The 23771-nt window shown below is 37.0% G+C and carries 21 protein-coding genes and 1 riboswitch; of the genes, 8 read left to right on the top strand and 13 right to left on the bottom strand.

Annotation, left to right across the window (positions count from 1 at the left end):
- Nucleotides 1-1009, top strand: a 1009-nt coding sequence (locus D612_RS0109255) for a hypothetical protein (RefSeq protein ID WP_161603224.1), incomplete at its 5' end; no start/stop codon positions are given.
- Between the two features lie 104 nt (nucleotides 1010-1113).
- Here the strand turns inward: D612_RS0109255 and ilvD are convergent.
- Nucleotides 1114-2790, bottom strand: a complete 1677-nt coding sequence (gene ilvD, locus D612_RS0109260; RefSeq protein ID WP_017755181.1) for a dihydroxy-acid dehydratase — start codon at nucleotides 2788-2790, stop codon at nucleotides 1114-1116.
- 397 nt (nucleotides 2791-3187) lie between these two features.
- On the opposite strand from ilvD, the gene D612_RS0109265 reads away from it, so the two are divergent.
- A complete protein-coding gene (locus D612_RS0109265; protein WP_017755182.1) occupies nucleotides 3188-4807 on the top strand; it encodes an ABC-F family ATP-binding cassette domain-containing protein in 1620 nt (539 codons plus the stop codon).
- Nucleotides 4808-5219: 412 nt separating this feature from the next.
- Here D612_RS0109265 and D612_RS0109270 read toward each other — a convergent pair whose 3' ends face one another.
- The 5 genes from D612_RS0109270 to D612_RS0109295 form a co-directional block, all read right to left on the bottom strand.
- Nucleotides 5220-5432, bottom strand: a complete 213-nt coding sequence (locus tag D612_RS0109270) for a hypothetical protein (protein ID WP_017755183.1) — start codon at nucleotides 5430-5432, stop codon at nucleotides 5220-5222.
- Between the two features lie 49 nt (nucleotides 5433-5481).
- Complete coding sequence (locus D612_RS0109275; RefSeq protein ID WP_017755184.1) at nucleotides 5482-6117, bottom strand: thiamine diphosphokinase; 636 nt, start codon at nucleotides 6115-6117, stop codon at nucleotides 5482-5484.
- A gap of 205 nt (nucleotides 6118-6322) precedes the next feature.
- Nucleotides 6323-8812, bottom strand: coding sequence for a DUF3656 domain-containing U32 family peptidase (locus tag D612_RS0109280; RefSeq protein ID WP_017755185.1), 2490 nt, complete (start codon nucleotides 8810-8812; stop codon nucleotides 6323-6325).
- 37 nt (nucleotides 8813-8849) lie between these two features.
- Nucleotides 8850-9056 carry a DUF6501 family protein gene (locus tag D612_RS0109285; RefSeq protein ID WP_017755186.1) on the bottom strand — a complete coding sequence of 69 codons (207 nt, stop codon included), beginning with the start codon at nucleotides 9054-9056 and terminating at the stop codon, nucleotides 8850-8852.
- A 304-nt stretch (nucleotides 9057-9360) separates the two neighbouring features.
- Nucleotides 9361-9675 carry a hypothetical protein gene (locus tag D612_RS0109295; protein ID WP_017755188.1) on the bottom strand — a complete coding sequence of 105 codons (315 nt, stop codon included), beginning with the start codon at nucleotides 9673-9675 and terminating at the stop codon, nucleotides 9361-9363.
- Nucleotides 9676-9976: 301 nt separating this feature from the next.
- On the opposite strand from D612_RS0109295, the gene D612_RS0109300 reads away from it, so the two are divergent.
- Entirely contained in the window at nucleotides 9977-11359 is a 1383-nt protein-coding gene (locus D612_RS0109300) for an MATE family efflux transporter (RefSeq protein WP_017755189.1), read from the top strand.
- 137 nt (nucleotides 11360-11496) lie between these two features.
- Nucleotides 11497-12306: an SDR family oxidoreductase gene (locus D612_RS0109305; protein ID WP_017755190.1), complete on the top strand. Its 810-nt coding sequence runs from the start codon at nucleotides 11497-11499 to the stop codon at nucleotides 12304-12306.
- A gap of 232 nt (nucleotides 12307-12538) precedes the next feature.
- On the opposite strand, the gene D612_RS0109310 is transcribed toward D612_RS0109305, so the two are convergent.
- Together D612_RS0109310 and msrB are read right to left on the bottom strand one after the other, a co-directional pair.
- Nucleotides 12539-13759, bottom strand: a complete 1221-nt coding sequence (locus tag D612_RS0109310; RefSeq protein ID WP_017755191.1) for an MFS transporter — start codon at nucleotides 13757-13759, stop codon at nucleotides 12539-12541.
- 111 nt (nucleotides 13760-13870) lie between these two features.
- Nucleotides 13871-14827, bottom strand: coding sequence for a peptide-methionine (R)-S-oxide reductase MsrB (gene msrB, locus D612_RS0109315; RefSeq protein WP_017755192.1), 957 nt, complete (start codon nucleotides 14825-14827; stop codon nucleotides 13871-13873).
- Between the two features lie 162 nt (nucleotides 14828-14989).
- Nucleotides 14990-15173, top strand: a riboswitch (Lysine riboswitch).
- A gap of 110 nt (nucleotides 15174-15283) precedes the next feature.
- On the opposite strand from msrB, the gene dapA reads away from it, so the two are divergent.
- A complete protein-coding gene (dapA, locus tag D612_RS18195) occupies nucleotides 15284-16165 on the top strand; it encodes a 4-hydroxy-tetrahydrodipicolinate synthase (protein WP_017755193.1) in 882 nt (293 codons plus the stop codon).
- 421 nt (nucleotides 16166-16586) lie between these two features.
- Here dapA and D612_RS0109325 read toward each other — a convergent pair whose 3' ends face one another.
- The 3 genes from D612_RS0109325 to D612_RS0109335 all read right to left on the bottom strand — a co-directional run bounded on the left by D612_RS0109325 (nucleotide 16587) and on the right by D612_RS0109335 (nucleotide 18177).
- The gene (locus tag D612_RS0109325) at nucleotides 16587-17063 is read right to left on the bottom strand and encodes a GNAT family N-acetyltransferase (protein ID WP_017755194.1); all 477 of its coding nucleotides are present in this window, start codon (nucleotides 17061-17063) and stop codon (nucleotides 16587-16589) included.
- A 195-nt stretch (nucleotides 17064-17258) separates the two neighbouring features.
- Complete coding sequence (locus D612_RS19955; RefSeq protein ID WP_017755195.1) at nucleotides 17259-17381, bottom strand: hypothetical protein; 123 nt, start codon at nucleotides 17379-17381, stop codon at nucleotides 17259-17261.
- A 226-nt stretch (nucleotides 17382-17607) separates the two neighbouring features.
- Nucleotides 17608-18177, bottom strand: a complete 570-nt coding sequence (locus D612_RS0109335; RefSeq protein ID WP_017755196.1) for an NAD(P)/FAD-dependent oxidoreductase — start codon at nucleotides 18175-18177, stop codon at nucleotides 17608-17610.
- A gap of 142 nt (nucleotides 18178-18319) precedes the next feature.
- On the opposite strand from D612_RS0109335, the gene D612_RS0109340 reads away from it, so the two are divergent.
- Nucleotides 18320-18592 (top strand): ubiquitin-like small modifier protein 1, encoded by a 273-nt coding sequence (locus D612_RS0109340; protein ID WP_017755197.1) that lies wholly within the window; start codon nucleotides 18320-18322, stop codon nucleotides 18590-18592.
- A 1-nt stretch (nucleotide 18593) separates the two neighbouring features.
- The gene (locus tag D612_RS0109345; RefSeq protein WP_017755198.1) at nucleotides 18594-18869 is read left to right on the top strand and encodes a hypothetical protein; all 276 of its coding nucleotides are present in this window, start codon (nucleotides 18594-18596) and stop codon (nucleotides 18867-18869) included.
- Nucleotides 18870-19185: 316 nt separating this feature from the next.
- Here D612_RS0109345 and D612_RS0109350 read toward each other — a convergent pair whose 3' ends face one another.
- Nucleotides 19186-20994 carry an aldehyde ferredoxin oxidoreductase family protein gene (locus D612_RS0109350; protein ID WP_017755199.1) on the bottom strand — a complete coding sequence of 603 codons (1809 nt, stop codon included), beginning with the start codon at nucleotides 20992-20994 and terminating at the stop codon, nucleotides 19186-19188.
- Between the two features lie 167 nt (nucleotides 20995-21161).
- On the opposite strand from D612_RS0109350, the gene D612_RS0109355 reads away from it, so the two are divergent.
- Nucleotides 21162-22199 carry a ThiF family adenylyltransferase gene (locus D612_RS0109355; RefSeq protein WP_017755200.1) on the top strand — a complete coding sequence of 346 codons (1038 nt, stop codon included), beginning with the start codon at nucleotides 21162-21164 and terminating at the stop codon, nucleotides 22197-22199.
- 77 nt (nucleotides 22200-22276) lie between these two features.
- On the opposite strand, the gene D612_RS0109360 is transcribed toward D612_RS0109355, so the two are convergent.
- Entirely contained in the window at nucleotides 22277-23722 is a 1446-nt protein-coding gene (locus D612_RS0109360) for a phosphodiester glycosidase family protein (RefSeq protein WP_017755201.1), read from the bottom strand.
- Between the last annotated feature and the right edge of the window lie 49 nt (nucleotides 23723-23771).

A 23771-nucleotide genomic window follows, 5' to 3' on the forward strand; every position in this document is an offset into this window, starting at 1 on the left:
TACGGCCGTTTTGCTGATAGTAAACCTTATTTATCGTCAGCAAATTGAGAATACGGCCGTTTTGCTGATAGTAAACCTTATTTATCGTCAGCAAATTGAGAATACGGCCGTTTTGCTGATAGTAAACCTTATTTATCGTCAGCAAATTGAGAATACGGCCGTTTTGCTGATAGTAAACCTTATTTATCGTCAGCAAATTGAGAATACGGCCGTTTTGCTGATAGTAAACCTTATTTATCGTCAGCAAATTGAGAATACGGCCGTTTTGCTGATAGTAAACCTTATTTATCGTCAGCAAATTGAGAATACGGCCGTTTTGCTGATAGTAAACCTTATTTATCGTCAGCAAATTGAGAATACGGCCGTTTTGCTGATAGTAAACCTTATTTATCGTCAGCAAATCGAGAATACGGCCGTTTTGCTGATAGTAAACCTTATTTATCGTCAGCAAATCGAGAATACGGCCGTTTTGCTGATAGTAAATCCTATTTATCGTCAGCAAATCGAGACTACGGCTGTTTTGCTGATAGTAAACCTTATTTATCGTCAGCAAATCCCATCTGAATCAATTTTGGTGATAATAAAACTGATTTATCGTCAGCAAATCGAGAATACAGCCGTTTTGCTGATAGTAAATCCTATTTATCGTCAGCAAATCGAGACTACGGCTGTTTTGCTGATAGTAAACCTTATTTATCGTCAGCAAATCCCATCTGAATCAATTTTGGTGATAATAAAACTGATTTATCGTCAGCTAATCGAGACTACTGCCGTTTTGCTGATAGTAAATCCTATTTATCGTCAGCAAATCGCATCTGATTCAATTTTGGTGATAATAAACCTTATTTATCGTCAGCAAATCGAAAATACGGCCGTTTTGCTGATAGTAAACCTTATTTATCGTCAGCTAATCGAGACTACGGCCGTTTTGCTGATGATAACCGCTTGTGTCGTCACCAAGCTTTACTTCCAACCTATTAAATTAGCAATAGACAGTAAAAAAGCATAGTTCTACACTACAGTAGTACTATGCTTCCATTATGCTTTCATATAGCAATATTTAAATACACACCTTCAAAAATTCCAATACAACCATATTTTGCTAAGCGATAATTAGATTTTCAATATTCCGCCTTTGCTCGCATTTGTAACTAGCTTAGAGTAGCGAGCAAGGTAGCCAGTTTTAACCTTAGGCTCAAAGCCCTTCCAGTTTTCTTTCCGCTTGTTCCACTCGTCCTCAGGTACTTGAACATCCATTGTGCGGTTTTCAATATCAATTACGACATGATCACCGTTTTCTACAAATGCTAGTGGACCACCTTCGGCTGCTTCAGGTGATACGTGACCGATTGATAAACCACGAGATGCACCTGAGAAACGTCCATCCGTTACTAGAGCAACTTTTGTGCCAAGTCCCATACCAACAATTTGGGAAGTTGGCGCAAGCATTTCCGGCATACCAGGGCCGCCTTTCGGACCTTCATAACGAATAATCACGACATGTCCAGGCTTTATATCACCATTGACAATCCCAGCTAAAGCATCGTCTTGAGAGTCAAAAACAATCGCTGGACCTTCATGCCGAGTGATTCCGCCCTCAACTGCACCTGCTTTGATTATTGCACCCTCAGGAGCTAGGTTGCCGAATAACACAGCAAGGCCGCCTTTTTCAGTGTGTGGTTTGTCAATTGGTTTAATAACATTATAGTCTTTCACTTCATGACCAACGATATTTTCTCCTAATGTTTTACCAGTTACTGTTAAAGTATCTAAATGAAGAGCTCCCTCTTTCTTAGCAAGTTCATTAAGAACAGCGTGAACACCACCTGCTTCCTGTAAATCCTCAATAAACAGATCAGAGGCAGGGGCAAGCTTTGTTAAGTGAGGGACGCGTTCAGCTACTGCATTAATTCGTTCAAGCGAGTACTCTACATCCGCTTCATTGGCTAAGGCAAGGGTATGTAATACTGTATTTGTCGAGCCACCCATTGCCATATCTAAGGCAAATGCATTATCAATTGCTTTTTCAGTTACGATATCACGCGGCTTAATGTCTAGCTTAATTAACTCCATTAGCTGCTTCGCAGATTGCTTTACAAATTCTCTTCGTTCAGGAGAGACTGCCAAAATAGTACCATTGCCAGGCAAGGCGAGACCAAGTGCTTCAGCCAAGCAATTCATTGAATTTGCTGTAAACATACCAGAACATGAACCACAGGTTGGACAACCGTACTGTTCAATCTCGGTTAATGCCGCATCATCAATTTGACCTGCTTGGTACGCACCAACCCCTTCAAAAACAGACGAAAGTGAAAGTCTCTTTCCAGTGCTTGTTACACCAGCTTTCATTGGGCCACCACTTACAAAGATGGTTGGAATATTTAAGCGCATCGCTGCCATCATCATACCTGGTGTAATTTTATCGCAGTTTGGAATACAAACCATCCCGTCAAACCAATGTGCAGCCACAACTGTTTCAACAGAGTCAGCAATAATATCACGGCTTGGCAATGAATAACGCATACCAATATGACCCATTGCAATACCATCATCAACACCAATTGTATTAAACTCAAATGGCACACCGCCAGCTTCGCGGATTGCATCCTTTACAATTTTCCCAAACTCCTGTAAATGTACATGGCCTGGAACAATATCAATATATGAGTTACAAACTGCAATAAATGGTTTATCAAAATCCTCTTCCTTTACACCTGCTGCGCGCAGCAAACTGCGGTGAGGTGCTCGGTCAAACCCCTTTTTTATCATATTACTTCGTAATTCAGCCACCAATAACCCCTCCATTTTTAATTAAATTATCTGCAAATTAAGATTATTTAATAATTGTACCACTTCTTTTTCCAACATTAAATAATAATTTACATGGGTAATTTTGGTTATTCCCCCTATTACCTGTCTTCAGATTACCTTATAAACATATTAAGTCGCATAGAAAAGGTCTAGAAAGATCGGATTTTTTCAGAAAAGCAAAAAGATGGACTTAGGCTTTGGTCTATTGTTTGAAGGGTTTCTTTATCGCATTAGAAACTTAATTTATCGGGATAGATGATTCACTTTATGGTGTAGAAGGCTCAATTTATCGTGCTGGAAGATTCCCTTTATCGCATTATCTCATATTGTTTGGTATAATCTGATAGATATTATGAATTTGGAGGAATTGTCAGGAATGATTACAGTTAGTAATGTAAGTTTGCGTTATGGGGACCGGAAGCTATTTGAAGATGTGAATATTAAATTTACCCCGGGGAATTGCTATGGTTTAATTGGGGCAAATGGTGCGGGAAAATCTACTTTTCTAAAAATTTTATCAGGTAAAATAGAACCACAAACTGGCGATGTTTTTATGGGGCCGGGCGAACGCCTTGCCGTATTGAAGCAAAACCACTTTGAATATGAAGAATTTGAAGTATTAAAAACCGTCATTATGGGGCATGCACGCCTTTATGAAGTAATGCAGGAAAAGGATGCCATTTACATGAAGCCTGATTTTACTGATGAGGACGGGATGAAAGCCGCTGAGCTAGAGGCGGAATTTGCAGAAATGAATGGTTGGGAGGCTGATTCTGAGGCAGCCATTCTTTTAAAAGGGTTAGGAATAGAAGAAGACCTTCACTATAAAAAAATGGCGGATTTAACAGGTGCTGAAAAAGTAAAAGTATTATTAGCTCAGGCTTTGTTTGGAAAGCCCGATGTATTGCTCCTAGATGAGCCGACTAACCATCTCGATATTAAAGCGATAGGGTGGCTAGAAGAATTTCTTATAAACTTTGAAAATACAGTGATTGTAGTATCCCATGACCGCCACTTTTTGAATAAAGTTTGTACACATATTGCAGATTTGGATTTTGGAAAAATTCAAATCTATGTAGGTAACTATGATTTTTGGTATGAATCAAGTCAGCTAGCACTAAAAATGGCCCAAGATGCGAATCGCAAAAAGGAAGAAAAAATTAAAGAATTGCAAGCATTTATTGCCCGCTTTAGTGCAAACGCGTCAAAATCAAAACAAGCAACTTCTCGCAAAAAACTGTTAGATAAAATCCAACTCGATGATATTCGTCCATCATCGCGGCGCTATCCGTATGTTGGCTTTACACCTGACCGTGAAATCGGTAACGACTTGCTGCGAGTTGAAGGGCTGACAAAAACAATAGATGGAGAAAAAGTGTTGGATAACGTTAGCTTCACGATGAACAAAGGCGATAAAATCGCGCTCGTTGGTAAAAATGAAATCGCTAAAACAACTTTATTTAAAATTTTAATGGGCGAAATTGAGGCGGATAGCGGGAGTTTCAAATGGGGTGTCACAACATCACAATCGTATTTTCCAAAGGATAACTCAAAGTATTTTGAAAATAGCGACCTTAATCTCGTAGATTGGCTACGCCAGTTTTCACCAAACGATCAAAGTGAAAGCTTCCTTAGAGGCTTTTTAGGACGAATGCTATTCTCTGGAGAGGAAGTATTAAAGAAAGCCAGCGTTCTTTCCGGTGGTGAGAAGGTTCGCTGTATGTTATCAAAAATGATGCTTAGCGGTGCGAATGTGCTTTTGCTTGATGAACCTACGAACCATTTAGACCTTGAATCTATTACAGCGTTAAATAATGGACTTATTGCGTTTAAAGGGTCAGTTCTTTTTGCTTCACATGACCATCAATTTGTCCAAACAATCGCCAATCGGATTTTTGAGTTAACACCTAAAGGTCTTATTGATAAGCAAATGACGTATGATGAGTTTTTAGAAAACGAATCAATTCAAAAGCAAGTAGCAGAAAAGTATGCGTAATAACTTAAACTGCATTTAAAACAAAAACTAGACTGTAATTACTGCTGTTATAGTGTTTAACAATAGTTAGTCAAAAATAAAAACCCGACGATGCCAAAATCACTGGCTTTGTCGGGTTTTAACTGTATATGTATGAACTGTTATGTTTAAAACAGACATTTAATCATATTTTAGAACAGATATTCATTTATGTTTTAGAATAAACACCGATTTATGTCTAACAACAGACATTTAATCATATTTTAAAACTGATATTCATTTATGTTTTAGAATAAACACCGATTTATGTCTAACAACAGACATTTAATCATATTTTAGAACAGATATTCATTTATGTTTTAGAATAAACACCGATTTATGTCTAACAATAAACATTATGGATATTAAGGGATAGAAATGTATTCATCATAACTTACATATGAATTACAAAATAGTCATTGTTAGAACGATCAGATGTGTTGGTAAAAGTATCTCCATATTGTTTAACACCAAATGCGGTTCTAATCAGTGGAAATTCTAATCCCCAGCGACTAAACCATTCCTTTGCAATTTGATCTTTATAAAGGTTTTTCTGCGCCATTTGTATTAATTCATGCTCATATAATTCACTTATCTTTTTCGTCATTTTACTTCACTCCTTTCCCTACATTATTTGGTTTGCCCACATTTCATCGTCAACAATCTTTGCTTTGAATGACAACTAAAACTCCTGAAGAAATTGATATTCGTCCATTCGAATCAGTAAGGACGTTACTAATTCCAAGTGAATCACCAATTTTGAGACTAGCATTATGAAGCGGATATTGAAAACCGTTTAGCGTAATGCCATGTACTTCACTAAATAAGGGAAGCAATGAAACATATTGAAAATCATCTTTTGTTATTGTTATTGTGTTGGCAGTAAGCTGAATTTTATTCATTTTACCAATAATTGTACAGCAAATACCTGCTTGTAACCCTTTGTATAATAAGTGAATATTCGCAATAGAATGGTCAAATCGACTTCCTAGCACACCAAAAAGAAGAATCTCCGTTGGATTCAGTTTAATTGCATAGTTAAATGCCATTTCAGTATCTGATTCATCCTTATTTATTGGATCACATGCTATCGTTTCATTTGCATAAGATCTAATTTCATTTGCCTGCTCGTATGTCACAGAATCAAAGTCACCGATTGCTAGATTCATTTTAGCTTTATGCGAATAAAGAAAATATGCCCCGCGATCAACGCCAATTATGTAATCATCATCCTTTATATATGTAAGAGCAACTGTATCTAAATTCCCACCACTAAAAATGAGGACTCTCATCAATAATGTACCTACCTCTACTATGATAATATAAAACAAGACAAAATAGGTTAAAATTTGCATAAAATACTTTGAATATTTTTAGAACAATCTATGACAATATATAGAACCGCGAGAAAAATTGCAACTATATATAGTATAATATACGAAATTTAGAAGGGGTTTCACATCCAAAAAAATAGTAAGAGGAACTCTCCTCCTACTATTATTTTTTTATTAACTGTCCTCTCGTCACACCTAATTGGTTCGTTGCTTTTAACTGCCGCCAAACACTTGAACCAGTTCTCTTTCCTTCAAGCGCTTCACGATAAAGCCTGATAACCTCTTTCACCTTCTCGGCATTTTCTTCGAGAAATTCAATACGAAAATGATCAATACCTAGATCGGTAAAATTCGATAAGTATTCAGCACCTGATTGTTCAATAGCGTTATAAACGGTATTTCGACAGCCAATATCCACTCTTACTGGGTGCTCCATCCCTACTCGATCCTTAAGCGAAATCCGATGCTGCTCACAAGGGCGTCCACAATTTGTGAAATTAGTACCCTCGCTTAAAAATGTGCAATATACACAATGCTCTGTATGAAACATCGGCAAATGTTGGTGAATGACAACCTCTAAATTACTTGCAGGTGATTGCCCGATTAGATCAAGAACTTGTTGAATATTTAAATCATAAGATGGCGTGATCCGTTCTAATCCTCGTTTTAAAAATAATTCAACAGCCTTCGAATTCGTAATATTTAAAGAGAAATCACCAATTAGTGGAATTTCAAGCTTTTGCTCTGCATAAAATTGAAGAGCACCAAGGCTTCTTACTAAAATCGCATCTGGGTTTGCTTTCACAATTCCCATTAATATCCCATTTTCTCCCGGCATATGGATTCTTGGAGTGGCAAGCGCGATTTGTTTGTTATGTTGTCTAACAACATCAACTGCTTTTGGATAGTCTGTTGTAAATTCAAAATCAGCATAGATAAAATCAACATCTTCTTCGCACACCGCGTTTATTTGTTCCATTGTGCGGCAAAGCGTGTTTAACTCAGCACGATGATGTTCTGTTGTACGAAAATGATGAGCTTGTGAACGTTCTATTTTTAGCTCACTTTTTTTATACTTATATGGCGTTTGCCTTAAGGTAAGAAGCTGTTCAATTGCTTCACGACGAATTCGGTTTAATTCTTTTACTGGAACAATTACTTCTTCAGGTAAAAAGACATCTACCGAATCAAGAACAAATATTGTTCCACCTAAACGTCCTAGCTGTTCTCGCAAATAGTCCTTTGTTAACGGACGTTTAAAAGCTTTTTCCAAAGTCTCTATCGATTCAACAGTAACATAATTATCAGTCAGGATATCATGCCACACTGTTGTTAGAGGTTGCCCAATCGATCCGCTAACACTTACTGAAATAGGGAATAATCGATACGCTTGTTCTGTTTCAAATGTTTTACGCAAGCGACGGTCCAGCTCCTGATCACTCGTCTTCCAAATCTTATCCCCTACATGCAGCTTCGTTAAATTAATATCATGACGACCGGTTACAATTTCGATTAATCCATTTGAAACCCCGCCATCGAGCTTTTTCCCTTTTTTTCGAAGATCATATACACGTCCGCCCTCTTCTTTTTCCTCTGGCCTTCCGGCATCAAACACTATACCATCACCGCGTTTTAAAGGTGCTTCAAGCTCACAAACAATAGCATCGCGTAATACTCTTTTCACTGTGCCAACGTAAACACCTCGGCTTTTCGGAAAGGTTCCATCTAGTAACAGCTTATTATTTGTTCCCTTTAAAAACCCAAAAGTAAAGCCCCGGCTAAAGCTTTGTTGTAGCTCACGAACTTCTGCTTTCGTGGGAAAATATTCATTACCGGCTAAATACTCATCAATTGCTTTTCGATATTTACTAACAACATTTGCTACATATTCTGGAGATTTCAATCGCCCCTCGATTTTAAACGATGATACACCATTTTCGATGAGTTCGGGAACAATTTCCAACGCGGCTAAATCTTTTGGAGATAAAACATAGGCAATATTCCCCATTTCCTTTAGTTCACCATCAACAACTAAATCATAAGGAAGGCGACAAGCTTGAGCACACTCACCTCTGTTTGCAGAACGTCCACCCCACATTTCAGATGTGAGACATTGTCCGGAATACGATACACAAATAGCACCATGGACAAAAACTTCGAGGGGGATATCGGTTTTGTTTGCTATTGTTTTAATGTGTTGTAAATTGTTTTCTCGGCCAAGGACTACAACCTCCAGATTATATGGTTTTAAAAAATCAATTGCTTCCGGAGACGTAACGGTCATTTGTGTTGATCCATGAATTGGGAAATCAGGCGAGAGTTCCCGTATTAATTTAAGTAAGCCCATGTCTTGAACAATTAAAGCATCTACCCCAGCATCCATGCATGCCTCGACAAGTGAACTGGCTTGATTCAATTCATTTTCAAATACTACAATATTAAAAGTCACATAGCCACGTACATTGTATTTATGTAAATATGCCATGACAGCAGGCAATTCATTCATTTGAAAATTTTTTGCCCGAACTCTTGCATTAAAATTTTCAACTCCAAAATAGACAGCATCTGCTCCATTTGCAACTGCAGCCCGGAGAGCCTCCCAATTACCGGCAGGCGCTAGCAATTCAACCGTATTTCTTTTGATGCGTTTCACTATTTCAAATCCTCTCTACTCAAGTATGAGCGCCATATTACTCTGCTACTTCAAAATAATCCTTGTAATAGCCGCCTACTTTGCCAGTATTATCAATAATAAATACAAATTCATCCGTTTCATTTTTCACATCATATAATTTTCCAACTGTTAAAGCAGTGTCAACCTTGTATTTTGCAGCATTTGTATGTACACACTTTACCTTTTTAATTGTTTTTGCATTTTGCCATGAATTATGAATCATATTCCAAAAACCCCTTTCATTTGAAAAACATTTCTTCTCGTATTATATACGTTCATGCCCGATTTCCAAAGCTTTTTCGTTTTATAATTGTTCAAATTCGATAATATCCACTCACTTTCCACTGACGAAGCATTGAGGACCATCACCTCACACCTCAGCTCAGGGTCTCTCAGGCTCATTGAGCCGTAGGAGTGCCTCGTTTCCCGCTCATTTCTTTCACTTACAAGTCAACAATACAATTGCTTACAAATAAGCAGAAAAGAGATTGCTTATGTTCGCAATCTCTTACAAATAAAAAGTTGAATTATGATTCTTGACAGCATTCCTCAAACCACTCGTCTAAAACCTTTGCATCGAGAACTTTTTTTTCAATAAAACCAAGTTGATTCGTCGTAAAAAACGTTTTCCATTCGATATGGAGCTCTTCTGCTAATTTAACAATCGTTAACAACTCCTGCCAAGCAACATATCGCTTATACCAGAAGAAAGTCGGCTGTTCACTCATATAAGGATATAAATCGTCAAACTCTGTATGTTTACACTCAACTGTTCTTTCGAATTGAATCTTTGCAAGATTAATTTTCTCTTCAAAAAAACGTGCAAGCTTTTGATCGTCCATCCTTTTTTACCCCCATTTCATGTCCTCATAATATTAATGATTCAATAATGCATCAATTGTCATAACTAAAGTGGAATTACATATCCAAATTGAAATTATCCATAACTAATTTCATTATTAATTATAACACATCAGTTCGCCTACTTTTGTTTAATCATTTAAAAATTTTTCCCTTTCTTTGATTCAAAATAAGATCAAAATAAGATTATGAATTATATAGTAAAAAATAGTATTTTTAACCATTGTGGTATAATATTTATTTACGGCTATATACGAAATATAATGAATTGGGGATTTGATGATGGAACAGACAAACACGATTAACGAGAAGCTCAGTCAATTATATAAAATTTTGTTTCCAATTCTAATTACGCAATTAGGTATGTATGCGATGAATTTTTTTGATACAACAATGTCTGGAAAGGCTGGAGCAAATGATCTTGCAGGGGTTGCCATCGGTTCTAGTTTGTGGGTGCCAATATTTACTGGAATTACTGGTGTTCTGATGGCAATTACACCGATCGTTGCCCAGCAAATCGGAGCGAAACAAACAAACACTATTCCTTATTCGATCACACAAGGAATGTATTTATCAGTTGGCCTTGCTTTACTCGTTATTATGTCAGGCTTTTTATTTGTTGACATGATCTTGAACAATATGTCACTAACGAGTCAGGTTTCTTATATTGCTAAGCATTATTTAATCGGTCTATCCTACGGGATTATACCATTTTTTATTTATACAGTTCTTCGCTGCTTTATTGATGCTTTAGGTCAAACAAGAGTCACAATGATGATTACACTCATTTCATTACCAATTAATATCTTTTTTAATTATATCTTAATTTTTGGTAAACTAGGATTTCCAAAGCTGGGTGGAATAGGCACTGGTTATGCTACTGCTATAACATATTGGTTTATATTATTTTTAGCAATCATTATTGTCATAAAACAAATGCCATTTAAGACGTATCAATTATTCCAAACTTGGTTTAAAGTAAATTTGGCAGCTATGAAAGATATTTTAAAAATAGGAATTCCAATTGGCTTTGCAATGTTTTTTGAGACAAGTGTTTTTTCGGCTGTAACATTGTTAATGAGTAAATACAACACCATTACCATTGCTTCACACCAAGCAGCGATAAACTTTTCATCCTTTATATATATGATCCCGTTAAGCATTTCGATAGCTATGACAATTGTTGTCGGACATGAAGTTGGGGCAAGACGATATAAGGATGCAAAGGAATATAGCTATTTAGGGCTTACTGTTGCTGTTTTGCTTGCTGTTGTAACATCTATTTTGTTATTCCTTTTCAGAGAAGAAGTGGCAGGACTCTATACAAATGATCAAGAGGTGTTGCTTTTAACGAAGCAGTTTTTATTATATGCGATTTTATTTCAACTTTCTGATGCATTTGGAGCACCAATTCAAGGAGCATTGCGTGGTTATAAAGATGTAAATGCGACATTTATAATGGCGCTGATTTCTTATTGGTTAATTGGTTTACCGATAGGTTATATCGTAGCAAACTATACATCCTTTCAAGCTTTTGGTTATTGGATTGGTTTGATAATTGGTCTAGCGGTTGGTGCTACGACATTATACTTTAGATTAAACTTTATTCAAAAACAAAAATTTATCCCTATGCCAAAATCTGACCCAAAACTTAATAATGCGTAATGTTTGTTTAAGTCCCCTAAAATTTGTTACCATTTAAAAAAATTGGGAAGAAAACGACTGCGATGTAATACATATATAAAAACATTAAATGGAATCGCAGTAGTTTGAACTGCAAATGGTTATAAGGGGGGGCTTTTTTGCGTACTAAAGTTGCTATTATAACAGGTGGAGCGTCAGGTATTGGGAAACAAACAACAAAGGAATTAGCCACACTTGGTGTCAACCTTATCATTAATTACCGAAAAAGTGAACGACAAGCAATTGAGCTAGCTACTCAGTTAGCTGAGAAATTTAATATACAAGCTATACCAATCCAAGCTGATATTTCAAAGCAACACGAATGCGCACGATTAGTGAATAAGGCATTATCTTTGTTTGGTACAGTACATATTCTTATAAATAACGCTGGACCATACATTCACGAACGCAAAACGTTGATGGAGTATTCTGAAGAAGAATGGTCTTACATAATCAACGGAAATTTAAATTCGGTTTTCTATTTATGTAAAGAAATCATCCCAATCATGCGTAACAACAACTGGGGGCGAATCATCAATAAAGGATTTGATCGTGCCGAAACTGCGCCAGGTTGGGCATATCGTTCTGCGTTTGCTGCCGCCAAAGCCGGCCTTGTTTCGTTAACACGGACTATTTCTATTGAAGAATTCCCATATGGAATAACCGCAAATATGATTAATCCTGGGGATATTCGCGATGAATGGAAGGAAAGCTCTATCGAGAAAACAAAACGGCATGAAAATCAAACTGTGACATTTTCAAAACAAGGAACTGGCCAGGACATCGCCCGCGTCATCGCATTTCTTATTGATTCTCATTCAGACCTAATTACAGGAAGTGTTATACCGGTTTCTGGAGCGAACGATGTATTATCAAAAAGTAATCACATGTACTACAAAAAATTTTTGCCAGACCACTTTACATTATAATAGTCGTAGATAATATTTTATTAGTATAAGTAGATATGAACTCACAGTTGTGTTATTGTTCAATAGTTTGATTAAAGCTTTTAGTAGAATATAAGGTAGAAATGAACTCTAGGAGGAAGTACTACATTTTTAATTCCGAGTCAAACAATAAAGTACTAACAGGCTGAGTGCAAAATTTGCATCCAGCCTGTATACCTTTACATCTATAATTCAAAAATTTGGCTAATATTGCCTATGCTTCTGTTTGCTGTTGCTCATGAAGCTCAGCGATTTTCTCGTCACTTGGCAACCACATAGTAAATATTCCGATCAGCGGTAAAAAGCTTGCGTAAACAAGTGTTGTTGAAATACCGATTTGGTCCCCTAACCAACCTAAAACAACAGAGCCAATTGCGCCAAGCCCGAAGGAAAGACCAATGATCAAGCCGGAAACCATCCCGATTTTCCCCGGCATAAGCTCCTGGGCATACACAACTGAAACCGAAAAGCTACAAAGGAGAATAAAGCCAATCACAGTTAATAATATCATCGAAACTGCTAAACTAGCATAAGGAAGCATTATACAAAGCGGTGCTGCTCCAATCATTGAGAAAAACAAAACATTTTTCTTGCCAATTCTATCGGCTATTGGTCCCCCTAAAAACGTCCCTACCGCACCAGCAACAAGGAATAGAAAAATGTAATTTAATGCTTCATCAATATCTACCCCAAAATTTTCAATTAAGTGAAAGGTATAAAAATTGGTGATGGCAGCATGGTAAAACTGGCGAACAAACACTAAAAATACGAGGAGTACCATTGCAATTTTGATTGCTTTATTTACACCAACTGTTGCTGAGGGGTTATTCCCCTTCTTTTTTTCATATAAACGAACTTCATCGCCATACCATTTAGCGATATATATTAAAAATAATACCGCTATAAAGGCTACTAGTGTAAACCATATTGCTCCAAATTGGCCGAGCGGTACTAAGATTAGTCCTGTTATAAGCGGAGCCAACGACTGTCCGGTATTTCCGCCAACTTGATAAATTGATTGACCAAATCCTTTTCGTGTTCCAGATGCCATATGGGCAACGCGAGAAGCTTCCGGATGAAAGACAGCGGAGCCTAAGCCGATAAACATCACCGAAAGCAATATCAATATATATGAAGGTGCTAGCGCTAAACCTAACATACCAACAAATGATAAGCTTAAGCCAATAGGCAGTGCATAGGGCATAGGCTTTTTATCCGTATACGAACCAATTAACGGTTGCGATACGGACGCTGTCATATTTAATACAAAGGCGATTATACCAAGCTGCGTATAACTAAATCCCAATGAATCAGCAAGAATCGGAAACATTGCCGGAATAACAGCCTGGAGTGAATCATTTAGTAAATGAACTAATCCGATAATAAATAAAATATTATAAACAGGTCTTGTATTTGCTATTGCGTACTGTCCCATAAAAATTCCTTCCCTCTTCTGTCGTGCATCATTGCATCATATTATGAAATTAATTGCTATAATATCCAATCCTACAAATTTTCCATGAAAAGTACTTTACCACTAATGCGGTTATTTGAAAAGTATTAAAAAGTCACCATACCCTTCCCTCTCAAGATCCTCCTTCGGAATAAACTTAAGAGCAGCCGAATTGATGCAATACCGTAAGCCTCCTGGTTTTGGACCGTCTGTAAATACATGGCCTAAATGGGAATCACTATTTTTTGCTCTTACTTCCGTCCGAACCATCCCGTGTGACAAATCGACCTTTTCCTCTATTAAATCTTTATGAAGGGGTTTTGTGAAGCTAGGCCAACCGCAGCCTGAATCAAATTTATCTAAAGAAGTGAAAAGAACATCACCGCTAATAATATCAATATAAATGCCGGGGCGTTTTTCGTTCCAGTATTCATTTTGAAAAGGTGGCTCTGTGCCATTATTTTGGGTAACCTCATATTGCATCGAGGTCAATTTTTCCTTTAGCTCCTCGTTTTTGGGTTTTCCCCAATGCTTTTTGAGAAAGTTTTCACGACCTGAGCCTTTTTTATAGAGATGATAGCGAAAAGAATTCTTTTTATAGTAATTTTGATGATACTCTTCTGCTGGATAAAATGGCTTTGCTGGTAAAATTTCAGTAACTATCGGTTTCGAAAACCTTCCACTTTCCTCCAACTGTTTTTTTGATTGTTCGGCAATAAGCTTTTGCGTTTCATTATGATAAAAAATTGCAGTTTGATAGGAAAGTCCACGATCATAGAATTGTCCTCCCTCATCTGTAGGATCGATTTGGCGCCAAAAAATATCTAGCAGTTTTTTATATGAAAAAAGCTGAGGATCAAAGATGATTTGCACCGCCTCATAATGACCAGTTGTATGTGAACAAACTTCCTCATACGTTGGGTTTTCTTTATAACCACCCGTATATCCAGATGTAACACTTATAATTCCAGGTAGTTCATCAAAGGGAGAAACCATACACCAAAAGCAACCGCCAGCGAAGGTTGCAAGTTCATGTTGTCTATTATCCATTTCCTTCCGCTCCTCTTTTTTACTTTTGTCACCTTACCATCAGTATGTATATTTTATCTTTTATTATAAAAATTTACACTTTTTCGCTCTTTTACTTGAAAACAACCTTAAATTCTGTTAAAGTTTCAATAAACTTGATAATTTTACTTCAATTCAAATTGAAGTGAGAATAGAGGTGCAAAAACCATCAGTACACATTGGGAGGAAAATGAGTTCCATTGAACTTTGTGGAAAGGGGAATTTGCCGAAGTGATGAGAAGCTCATTATTCTTAGACACTGGTTTTGTAGTTAACAGCTGCAAGATTGTCATATAGCACATCTGCTATATGGAGGGCTATCTCACGCATAGGAATAAATAGATCATACTTCCAATGCAACAGCGATAGCCTTCGTTGTTGCATTTTTTATTCTTCTTGAATATTTATAGTAATATCATAGAAACGGGGATGATGAATATGAATTTTGGTCGTATTTTAACAGCTATGGTGACACCTTTTAAAGAAAATGGTGACGTAAATTCCGAAAAAGTAAATGAATTAGTTGAATATTTGATTGCTAATGGCACAGAGGGAATCGTTGTCGCCGGTACTACTGGAGAATCTCCAACTCTTACAAATGAGGAAAAGCTATCATTATTTAAGCAGGTTGTTGAAACTGTAAACGGGCGAGTACCTGTGATAGCTGGTACTGGTTCAAACAATACGAGAGCATCGATTGAATTAACTAAAAAAGCCGAAGCTTTAGGTGTTAACGGAATTATGTTAGTAGTCCCTTACTATAATAAACCTTCTCAGGAAGGACTTTATCAGCACTTTAAGGCAATTGCTCAAGAAACATCATTACCAGTCATGCTCTATAATATCCCTGGTCGTACATCCGTAAATATGACGCCCGAAACAATCATTCGCTTGTCAAAGGTTGATAATATAGTATGTGTTAAAGAGGCAAGCGGTAATTTAGAAGCAATGGCAAAAATTATTGAGGAAACTGATGATAATTTTAGTCTTTATAGCGGAGACGACAGTTTGACAATTCCGGTCTTAGCAATTGGTGGAACAGGGATTGTATCTGTTTCATCACACGTAATTGGTAACGAAATGCAAAGCATGGTGACAGCGTTTTTAAATGGTAATACAATAGAAGCTAGTGCCATCCATAGAAGGCTATTACCAATTATGAAAGCTTTGTTTACTGCACCAAATCCTACACCCGTGAAAGCTGCTCTTGTCTTAAAAGGCATCGATGTTGGTTCCGTCCGTCTGCCACTCGTACCTTTAAACGATCAAGAGATAGCAGCATTAGAACAAGCACTACAACCAATTTTAAATAAAAATTAATTGTGTTTTTGAAATGTGCCCAGCAGTTTTAGCTGGGCTTATTTTGTTTGAATAGTACTATGTATAAAAAGTGCTATACTGACGTTGGGACACAATGTGTCGTTTACGAACAACGGATCGATTATTTTGATTATGCGAGACCAATACATTGTTTGCGGACAGCAGATCCGTTATTTTGATAAATACATGACCAATAGCATTGTTTGCGGACAGCAGATCCGTTATTTCCTTATAATCATATAAAAATGGCTCGTACATTATCAATTAGCGGATTGTATGTCCGTTAACTAATAATACAAGCCAATTTTCATTAAATAACGGAACCCATGTCCGCTACCGATTTTAAATTTGCGTTGTGAACCCAAGTTGTGAACCCAAGTTGTGAAAAAGCCGAAAACACTTGTGACTTCTCAGTCTACTATTATTCATGACAGCTTAAATACGTGTGAAAAACCTTCGTCTTTTTAAACTCATCCCATTCATGGAAAATATCTTTTCCATCTCCAGAGTAACCCATTATTTCAAAGTGGTATTTATCATAGTAGACATGCTTAAAGCCATGTTTTTTCCAAAACGGCTGGGAATCATTCCATGCATCTAAATAAATGAAAAAATGGTGTTGGTTTGCGTAATCCATTATTACTTTTAAAATTTTAGAACCTAAGCCTGTCCTTCTCATAGTTTTTGGAAAGCGCAACAACCCGATAAATAGCACTTTTTCTTCTTCATCAAAAAAAACATCTAAAACGACATTGTCGCACCCAAAACCTGCATCGCACATCATTTCATCAATTCGAAACATAAATCTTCCTTCACATTCCATATAGCGGGCATTTAAACCATTTTCCTTGAATAGAGAAAGAATTGTATTTAGTGAATTTTTAAATCCAGTTAGCATTGGTTCGCACCTCCCTATCTATATATTACCAAGTTAATTACCAATAGTCTGTTAGTAATAGGAAAAATTAACGAACATTATGTGAAATATTTAACATATTTAGAAAATCCAGAAAAGCAAAAAGGCTTCATCCTTTTGATGAAGCCTCCTTACCGATCATATTGAAGCTCGTTTTAGCTAATAAAACATTTTGCTTTATGATTTTCTTCTTTTTGCTGAGTATTCCTCACTATGTGCAATTTCTTTCGCCATAACAGCATCCTCAGGTGTATGATTATTTTTCTTGGGCTGCTGGCGATTGCGGTCTTTTTTACCCAATCTTTACCCCTCCAAATGTTTATGGTTTCGGTCATAGTGTAGGTAAATTTATTACATTTCATGCATCTATTATATTGTTACGACACAAATAACTCATTGTTCTATTAGATGTGGTTCTTTCATTCACTTGCAGTTTCTATAAATTAGCATCTACATATTCTAACAGGATCTTTATAAGGATGGAATTAATTTTTTTTAAAAAGCACCTGTACATCGTAAACGTCACTTACAGATCATGCCATACAAAAGCTTTGCCAGTTTCTTTTGAAACAATGTCAACGCCGATTTGTGCACCTTGACCAGCTGCAATAACGCACTGCGTTGACAGATTGGCTAATAAGCCAGCAATAAATACGTTTTCAAGTGAAGTTTTTCCGTCAAAACCTACGCCTTGTACACGCTTGATTTTTCCACTAGGAACTTTATCATTGACCTCGACAACAAACCCTAATCGTTCTAATAGCTCCGTGTTAATATTTGTTGCAATTATAATGTATTTTGCCTCATACGTTTCATTATTTGCTGTTACAACATTGTAAATCCCATCGTTTTCTTTTAAATCTGTAACAACTGAATCCAACCAATCAGCACCGTTTTCAAGGGCTTGTCCTTTCATTGTTTGTAAAAGCTCTTCTCCTGTAGTTTTTTGAATGCCGGGATAGTTCACTACTTGACTGATTGGAATAATTTGAGATTTTTTTGCATCAATCACCAATGTTTTTAGTTTTCCGAAAGCAGTGTATATAGCGGCAGAACATCCTGATACGCCTCCACCAATAATAATTACATCATACATAATAACTCCTCCAATATACGTATAGTGGTATTTAGTAAAATTATATACTGAACTAAATTGTTTGTGAATTGCAATTCGATACAGATCGTTATATGCGCTAAAAATTTCTAAATTTGTTATAATTTATTTAGGGGGGGTGTCGATGAAAGTAAAGGTTTTCGCTAACTTAAGGGACATATGTGGATCAAGTGTTGTTGATGTACCGACACATTCACTTGTTGTAATTGATATTTTAGAAGATCTTGTAAAGATGTTCCCTGCTCTCGAGGATGAAATCTTTACAGACGAAAGAAAGTTGAAGCAATTTGTTCATGTGTTTATAAATGGACAAAACATCATTCATAAGGATGGACTATTAACGAAGGTAAAAGAAGACGATCAATTTGCTTTATTTCCTCCCGTGGCTGGTGGTTAAAATGAAATCTGAAAAGCATTTGGAATTTAGAGGAATTCAGTTAAAGCACTTAATTGATTACGTCAAAGAGCTAAATGGTGTGCAATTATCAGACACTTTTCCGATTAACTTTGAAGGGAATCAGTGGAGAATTTCAATTATTAAAGAAGAAGAGGTGAAAATTACGTCTACATTTATCGTAAATGCCGTCCATATCGTGTTTCGTGCTGAAACTGATGCAATATTACAATCTCTGCTCAAAGACTTCCGTAAGAAAACAACTCGTGTTGGCGGCTGAATAAGAACAAATGCGCAAGCGCCCTCCTTAGCGACGTATAAACTAAGAGCGCATCGACTGAGATAAACAAAACACGACGAGGGACGAGGCGATGTTGACTTAACGCAAAAGAGATGAGCGAAGTTTACCAGTCGCTGGGCGCTGGGGCTGGACGACTACACTCTTTGCTATAGTATTTATCCACAGGATCAAATGAATTTCCTACAGAACAAAAAAGACACGAGGAGTTCATTCCGATCGTAACTCAAAAAGCATAATAGTTGCTTTACGTATCGATCATTTACGAACATCCTCGTGCCTACTATTATTTTTCCCCTTAAATAATCTCTAACTCTCTCAGCTTTTCTTCAGGAACAACGCCATCCTTCCAGCCACGAACTTGATAGTATTCATCTAACATAATATCCATGCGGCTTAACATTCCAGCACTATTACCCGTACCTGGCTCCTCAGTGAACCGTTTAGGTAGAAAATCATCTTCACGTTTATTAAATCCAGCAAGATTATTGTAATAACGTTCAAGATTATAAATTCTCTCGCCAATTTTCATGACATCGTCAGCAGTAATCTCGTTTCCTGTCATTGCACTATATTGCTCCGCATAATGCTCTGCATTTTCAGAGAAGGAAGAGAACTTACAAATATTCATCGAATCTGAGAACGATAATAAATCCTGGAATATTTTTAATAGCTCTCCTTTGCCTTCAGCTTTCGTGCGGTCTGTCGGCTCTGGAATACCAGCGATTTCACTTGCAACTGTATAGCCACGTAAATGACACGCTCCTCGGTTACTCGTCGCATAGCCAAGCCCAATTCCTTGAATACCACGTGGATCATAGGCAGGAATTGCTTGACCCTTCACGCACATCGCAAGTTCAGGTGCACCAAATTTTTCGGCAGCACGAGCAGGTCCATCTGCCAATACATTTCCGATTCCATCACGGAAAGGGATAAGTCTCGCAACCTCAATCATCCGGTCAGCATCGCCCCAGTCAAGCTTTTCCTCCGTTAATCCACGCTCATACGCCTCCATTAAAACAGATAATGAATGGCCTAGTTCGATTGTATCCATGCCATGCTCATTACAAATATCAATTAAATAAGCGATCGCTTCTTTATCAGCTACCCCACAATTCGAACCAACTGCAAATGCAGATTCAAATTCAAAGCTTTCCACTCTAGTCTTATACTTGCCATCCTTCACTTCGACCTCTTTTTTACAAGCTACAGGACAAGCATGACAGGCATTATCACTAACTAGAATCGAAGAACGAACAGCTTCACCACTATGCTGCTCGGCACCATCAAAATGAGTAAATTTTGAATTCATCGTTGGTAAGGCACCAACCTCATTTATAATATTCATTAATACATTTGTACCATATACAGACAATCCACCCTTTTTAGGTGCTGTTAAGCCACCCTCCATAACGGCTTTTGTCGCTTTTTTATTCGCATCTAAATATTGTTGTTTATGTGTTGGTTCTGGCATATTTCCCTTTTGGGCAGCTTTAATAACAATTGCTTTTAAATTTTTATAGCCTGCAACGGCACCAGTACCACCACGACCAGCGGCACGATCGTGCTCATTCATCCAGTTCGCAAACAATACTTGATTTTCTCCAGCTTGACCGATTGCGAGTACACTCAAATCGTCCTTTCCATAGCGAGATTGCATCGCTTGAACAGTGGCACGAACACCCTTCCCCCATAAATCACTTGCATCACGAAGCTCCGCTTCACCATTTTCAATATACAAATAAACAGGTTTACTGCTTCTTCCAGAAAAAATTAAATTATCTATGCCCGCCCATTTTAAACGAGCCGCTGACCAACCACCCATATGCGAATCTGTCACAGTTCCTGTCAAAGGAGATTTCGTAACTACGCAAAGTCTGCCACTCATCGTTGAACGAGAACCTGTAACGGGACCTGTCATAATACAAAGAAGATTATCGTCTGAAAACGCTTCCACTTTTGGGCCGTTATCTAACATATACTTAACTCCTAAGCCTCTCCCACCAATATACTTTTTGGCTAAGTCTTCATTAATTGGCCGATATGTAACGCTCGAGTTCGTCAAATCAACAACTACCTCTTTGTTCTTAAATCCACCTAAACTCATTAAGTACACCCCTTTGTAAAAATTTTTACGAAAACAGAAGAAAATTAGTAACAATTATGCTAAAAATCTATCTTTTATTCCTCTATTTACAAGTTAATTATATTATAATAGTAGCAAGTTGAATAGTCCGTATTTTATGAACATTTAATAAATTTAGGAGAGATCCAATGAATAATAACATGTTGGAAAGGTATTCAAGACAACTATTATTCCCCGAAATCGGAATTACTGGACAGCAAAAACTAATAAACAGTAAAGCGGTGATTGTCGGCATGGGTGCATTAGGAACTGTTATTGCTAATCATCTTACGAGGAGCGGAGTTGGTTTTGTAAGAATAATAGATCGTGATTTTGTGGAGATAAGTAATTTACAAAGACAAACGCTTTATGATGAAAATGATGCATTAACAAACAAACCTAAAGCAATCGCTGCTTATCATAAACTAACCAAAATTAACTCTACTATTACTATAGAGCCAATTGTTACCGATATTCATTCGTGGAATGCCGAAGATCTTTTAAGTGATGTTGATATAATTATTGATGGAACAGATAATTTAGTAACACGTTATATCATTAATGATGTGTCAGCTAAATATAAAATACCTTGGATACATGGTGGTGCTGTTCGTTCTCGAGGCATGTTTGCGGTTTTTGACTCCAGTGTAGGTCCTTGTTATCGTTGTCTTTTCCCTACCCCTGTGGTAGGGCAGCTAGAAACGTGTGATTTAGTAGGAGTCATTTCACCTATTACCCATTTAGTCGGTAGTTTGCAAGCGACAGAAGCTATTAAAATTCTCGTAGGCGACCATAATAATAGAAATAGTAATTTAGTTCAATTTGATATATGGTTAAATGATGAAATGGAAATGGATTTATCACTTAGTAAAAATCCAAATTGCCCGGCGTGTTCCCTTCATCAATATGATTATTTAAAAAATGAACAACATGGCGAAGATTACACCGCATTGTGTGGTCGTAATGCTATTCAAATATCGCCAAAAACAGAAAGAGATATCAATATGACTGAAATGAAAGAAAAGCTAATGAAGATCGGTCCAGTCGAAATAAACCCTTATTTACTAAAATGCAAAATTGATTGTACTGTAACGCTCGTTATTTTTAAAAATGGACGCGTTGTCATTCAAGGAACAGATGATATAACAAAAGCAAAATCTTTATATGCAAAATATATAGGATCTTAGCACCCACCAACATAAAGAAAACTAGAAGCAGTACGGTAAACCCTATTACCCCCTGCTTCTAGTTTTCTTTAAGACCTTTATTTTATTTGAATTAAAATCGCATTGCTAATATCACGACCAGGTGTTGTGATATATTTCCCGTCATAATATAAACCACTTGATGCGCCGCCATCTAAATTCATAGCGTCATAAGCTCCTGCTTGCTTCATCATTTCAGCAACCTCATGCATTGTGGCAGCTGTTGTTAATAAAATCAACTTATTATCTTGAGTTATTCCAATTGCGCTTCTAGCAGCACTGCCTGTCCGTATTTTATCTTCAGTGAATTTCTCTAAATCAAAATCAATCGATGTTTTTCCTGCAGTAAGTAAACGAGGGCCTGCCCCAACTGCTCCTTCAATCGTACTAAAATCAATTCCATCACTCACAATTTTGTAATCGACTGTAGTACCCACTTTAAATCGACTTAATAAACTGTGTACTTCCGATCCCATAAGATTAATAACATAGCCATTTTGTGGGATCGCAACATCCTTACCACTGACAATTTCTTTCACTTTCCCGTCTTCGACAATTACATTTGTACCATGCGTAAAGCCAACAGTTTGTCCTCGATCTCGTGTAAATATGATCGCATTCGCAGCAGCGTTAGCTTGGGGCGTACGATTAATCCAATACGCATACCAATTATTTGGCCATTTATCCGACCCATCTGTTGCACCTTGTACAGTTGGATTCATAATAGCAAACGAGACATTATTTTCACCATCAAATGAGAACACTGTTCGTTCACGACCAAGGTGAACAATATTACCATCAACAATCAACATTCCATATGGTTCTTGTAGCTCTTCGGAATAGGCATCAAAAAATGTTCCGTTTATCGCGATTGTTGCATTGTTACGTTTTGCAATATCAGCTAATGACTCGACCTTTCCTACTTGATCCTTTGCAAGAGCAACCTTTAAATCAACAGACGGATTATTCAAGTCTACTGTCAAAACATTTGCATTAATTGTTTTTGTTCCTACTTTAAATGATTTTGAAGCAACAGTAATCGGAGTATCTTTAGATGTTATAGGTTGCGTTGAATGATATTTAACAACATTTAAAGTAATCGTCTTACCTTCTATTTCTATTGATACAGTTGCTGTTTTATCATTCCAAACGGGCTCTACACCAAAAACAGTCGAAATAAACCGCAAAGGAACATATGTAGTACTATCTTTTATAAATGGGGGAGCATCAATTGTTTTTGTCACTTTATCGACTGTAACGTTTGTATCGCCAATTTTAAGTAAAATCTTGCTATCTTGTTTTTCAATTAAAACAGTTTGATGAGGGCCATCCCAAGTTACTTTAGCTCCAAATTGTTCTGAAACAAAGCGAATTGGAACAAGAGTACGGCCTTTATTAACATCGAGCAAGGCGGTATTGGCGGTTGCTGCATCTCCTACTCTATCATTGAATAAAGCAACAAATAGCAAAACAATCATAAACAAGTTAATTTTTTTACACTTCATTAGCCTACCCCTCTGCAATAAGTCTATGTTTCTATCATACTACACATTA

Source organism: Calidifontibacillus oryziterrae, assembly GCF_000331575.1.
GTDB classification, from domain to species: domain Bacteria; phylum Bacillota; class Bacilli; order Bacillales; family Bacillaceae_J; genus Calidifontibacillus_A; species Calidifontibacillus_A oryziterrae.

What these genes read in the sequence shown, in the direction of transcription:
- D612_RS0109265 (WP_017755182.1), top strand. Translation starts at nt 3,188, where the DNA reads ATGATTACAGTTAGTAATGTAAGTTTGCGTTATGGGGACCGGAAGCTA.
- D612_RS0109270 (WP_017755183.1), bottom strand. Translation starts at nt 5,432, where the DNA reads ATGACGAAAAAGATAAGTGAATTATATGAGCATGAATTAATACAAATG.
- D612_RS0109275 (WP_017755184.1), bottom strand. Translation starts at nt 6,117, where the DNA reads ATGAGAGTCCTCATTTTTAGTGGTGGGAATTTAGATACAGTTGCTCTT.
- D612_RS0109285 (WP_017755186.1), bottom strand. Translation starts at nt 9,056, where the DNA reads ATGATTCATAATTCATGGCAAAATGCAAAAACAATTAAAAAGGTAAAG.
- D612_RS0109295 (WP_017755188.1), bottom strand. Translation starts at nt 9,675, where the DNA reads ATGGACGATCAAAAGCTTGCACGTTTTTTTGAAGAGAAAATTAATCTT.
- D612_RS0109300 (WP_017755189.1), top strand. Translation starts at nt 9,977, where the DNA reads ATGGAACAGACAAACACGATTAACGAGAAGCTCAGTCAATTATATAAA.
- D612_RS0109310 (WP_017755191.1), bottom strand. Translation starts at nt 13,759, where the DNA reads ATGGGACAGTACGCAATAGCAAATACAAGACCTGTTTATAATATTTTA.
- msrB (WP_017755192.1), bottom strand. Translation starts at nt 14,827, where the DNA reads ATGGATAATAGACAACATGAACTTGCAACCTTCGCTGGCGGTTGCTTT.
- dapA (WP_017755193.1), top strand. Translation starts at nt 15,284, where the DNA reads ATGAATTTTGGTCGTATTTTAACAGCTATGGTGACACCTTTTAAAGAA.
- D612_RS0109325 (WP_017755194.1), bottom strand. Translation starts at nt 17,063, where the DNA reads ATGCTAACTGGATTTAAAAATTCACTAAATACAATTCTTTCTCTATTC.
- D612_RS0109335 (WP_017755196.1), bottom strand. Translation starts at nt 18,177, where the DNA reads ATGTATGATGTAATTATTATTGGTGGAGGCGTATCAGGATGTTCTGCC.
- D612_RS0109340 (WP_017755197.1), top strand. Translation starts at nt 18,320, where the DNA reads ATGAAAGTAAAGGTTTTCGCTAACTTAAGGGACATATGTGGATCAAGT.
- D612_RS0109345 (WP_017755198.1), top strand. Translation starts at nt 18,594, where the DNA reads ATGAAATCTGAAAAGCATTTGGAATTTAGAGGAATTCAGTTAAAGCAC.
- D612_RS0109350 (WP_017755199.1), bottom strand. Translation starts at nt 20,994, where the DNA reads ATGAGTTTAGGTGGATTTAAGAACAAAGAGGTAGTTGTTGATTTGACG.
- D612_RS0109355 (WP_017755200.1), top strand. Translation starts at nt 21,162, where the DNA reads ATGAATAATAACATGTTGGAAAGGTATTCAAGACAACTATTATTCCCC.
- D612_RS0109360 (WP_017755201.1), bottom strand. Translation starts at nt 23,722, where the DNA reads ATGAAGTGTAAAAAAATTAACTTGTTTATGATTGTTTTGCTATTTGTT.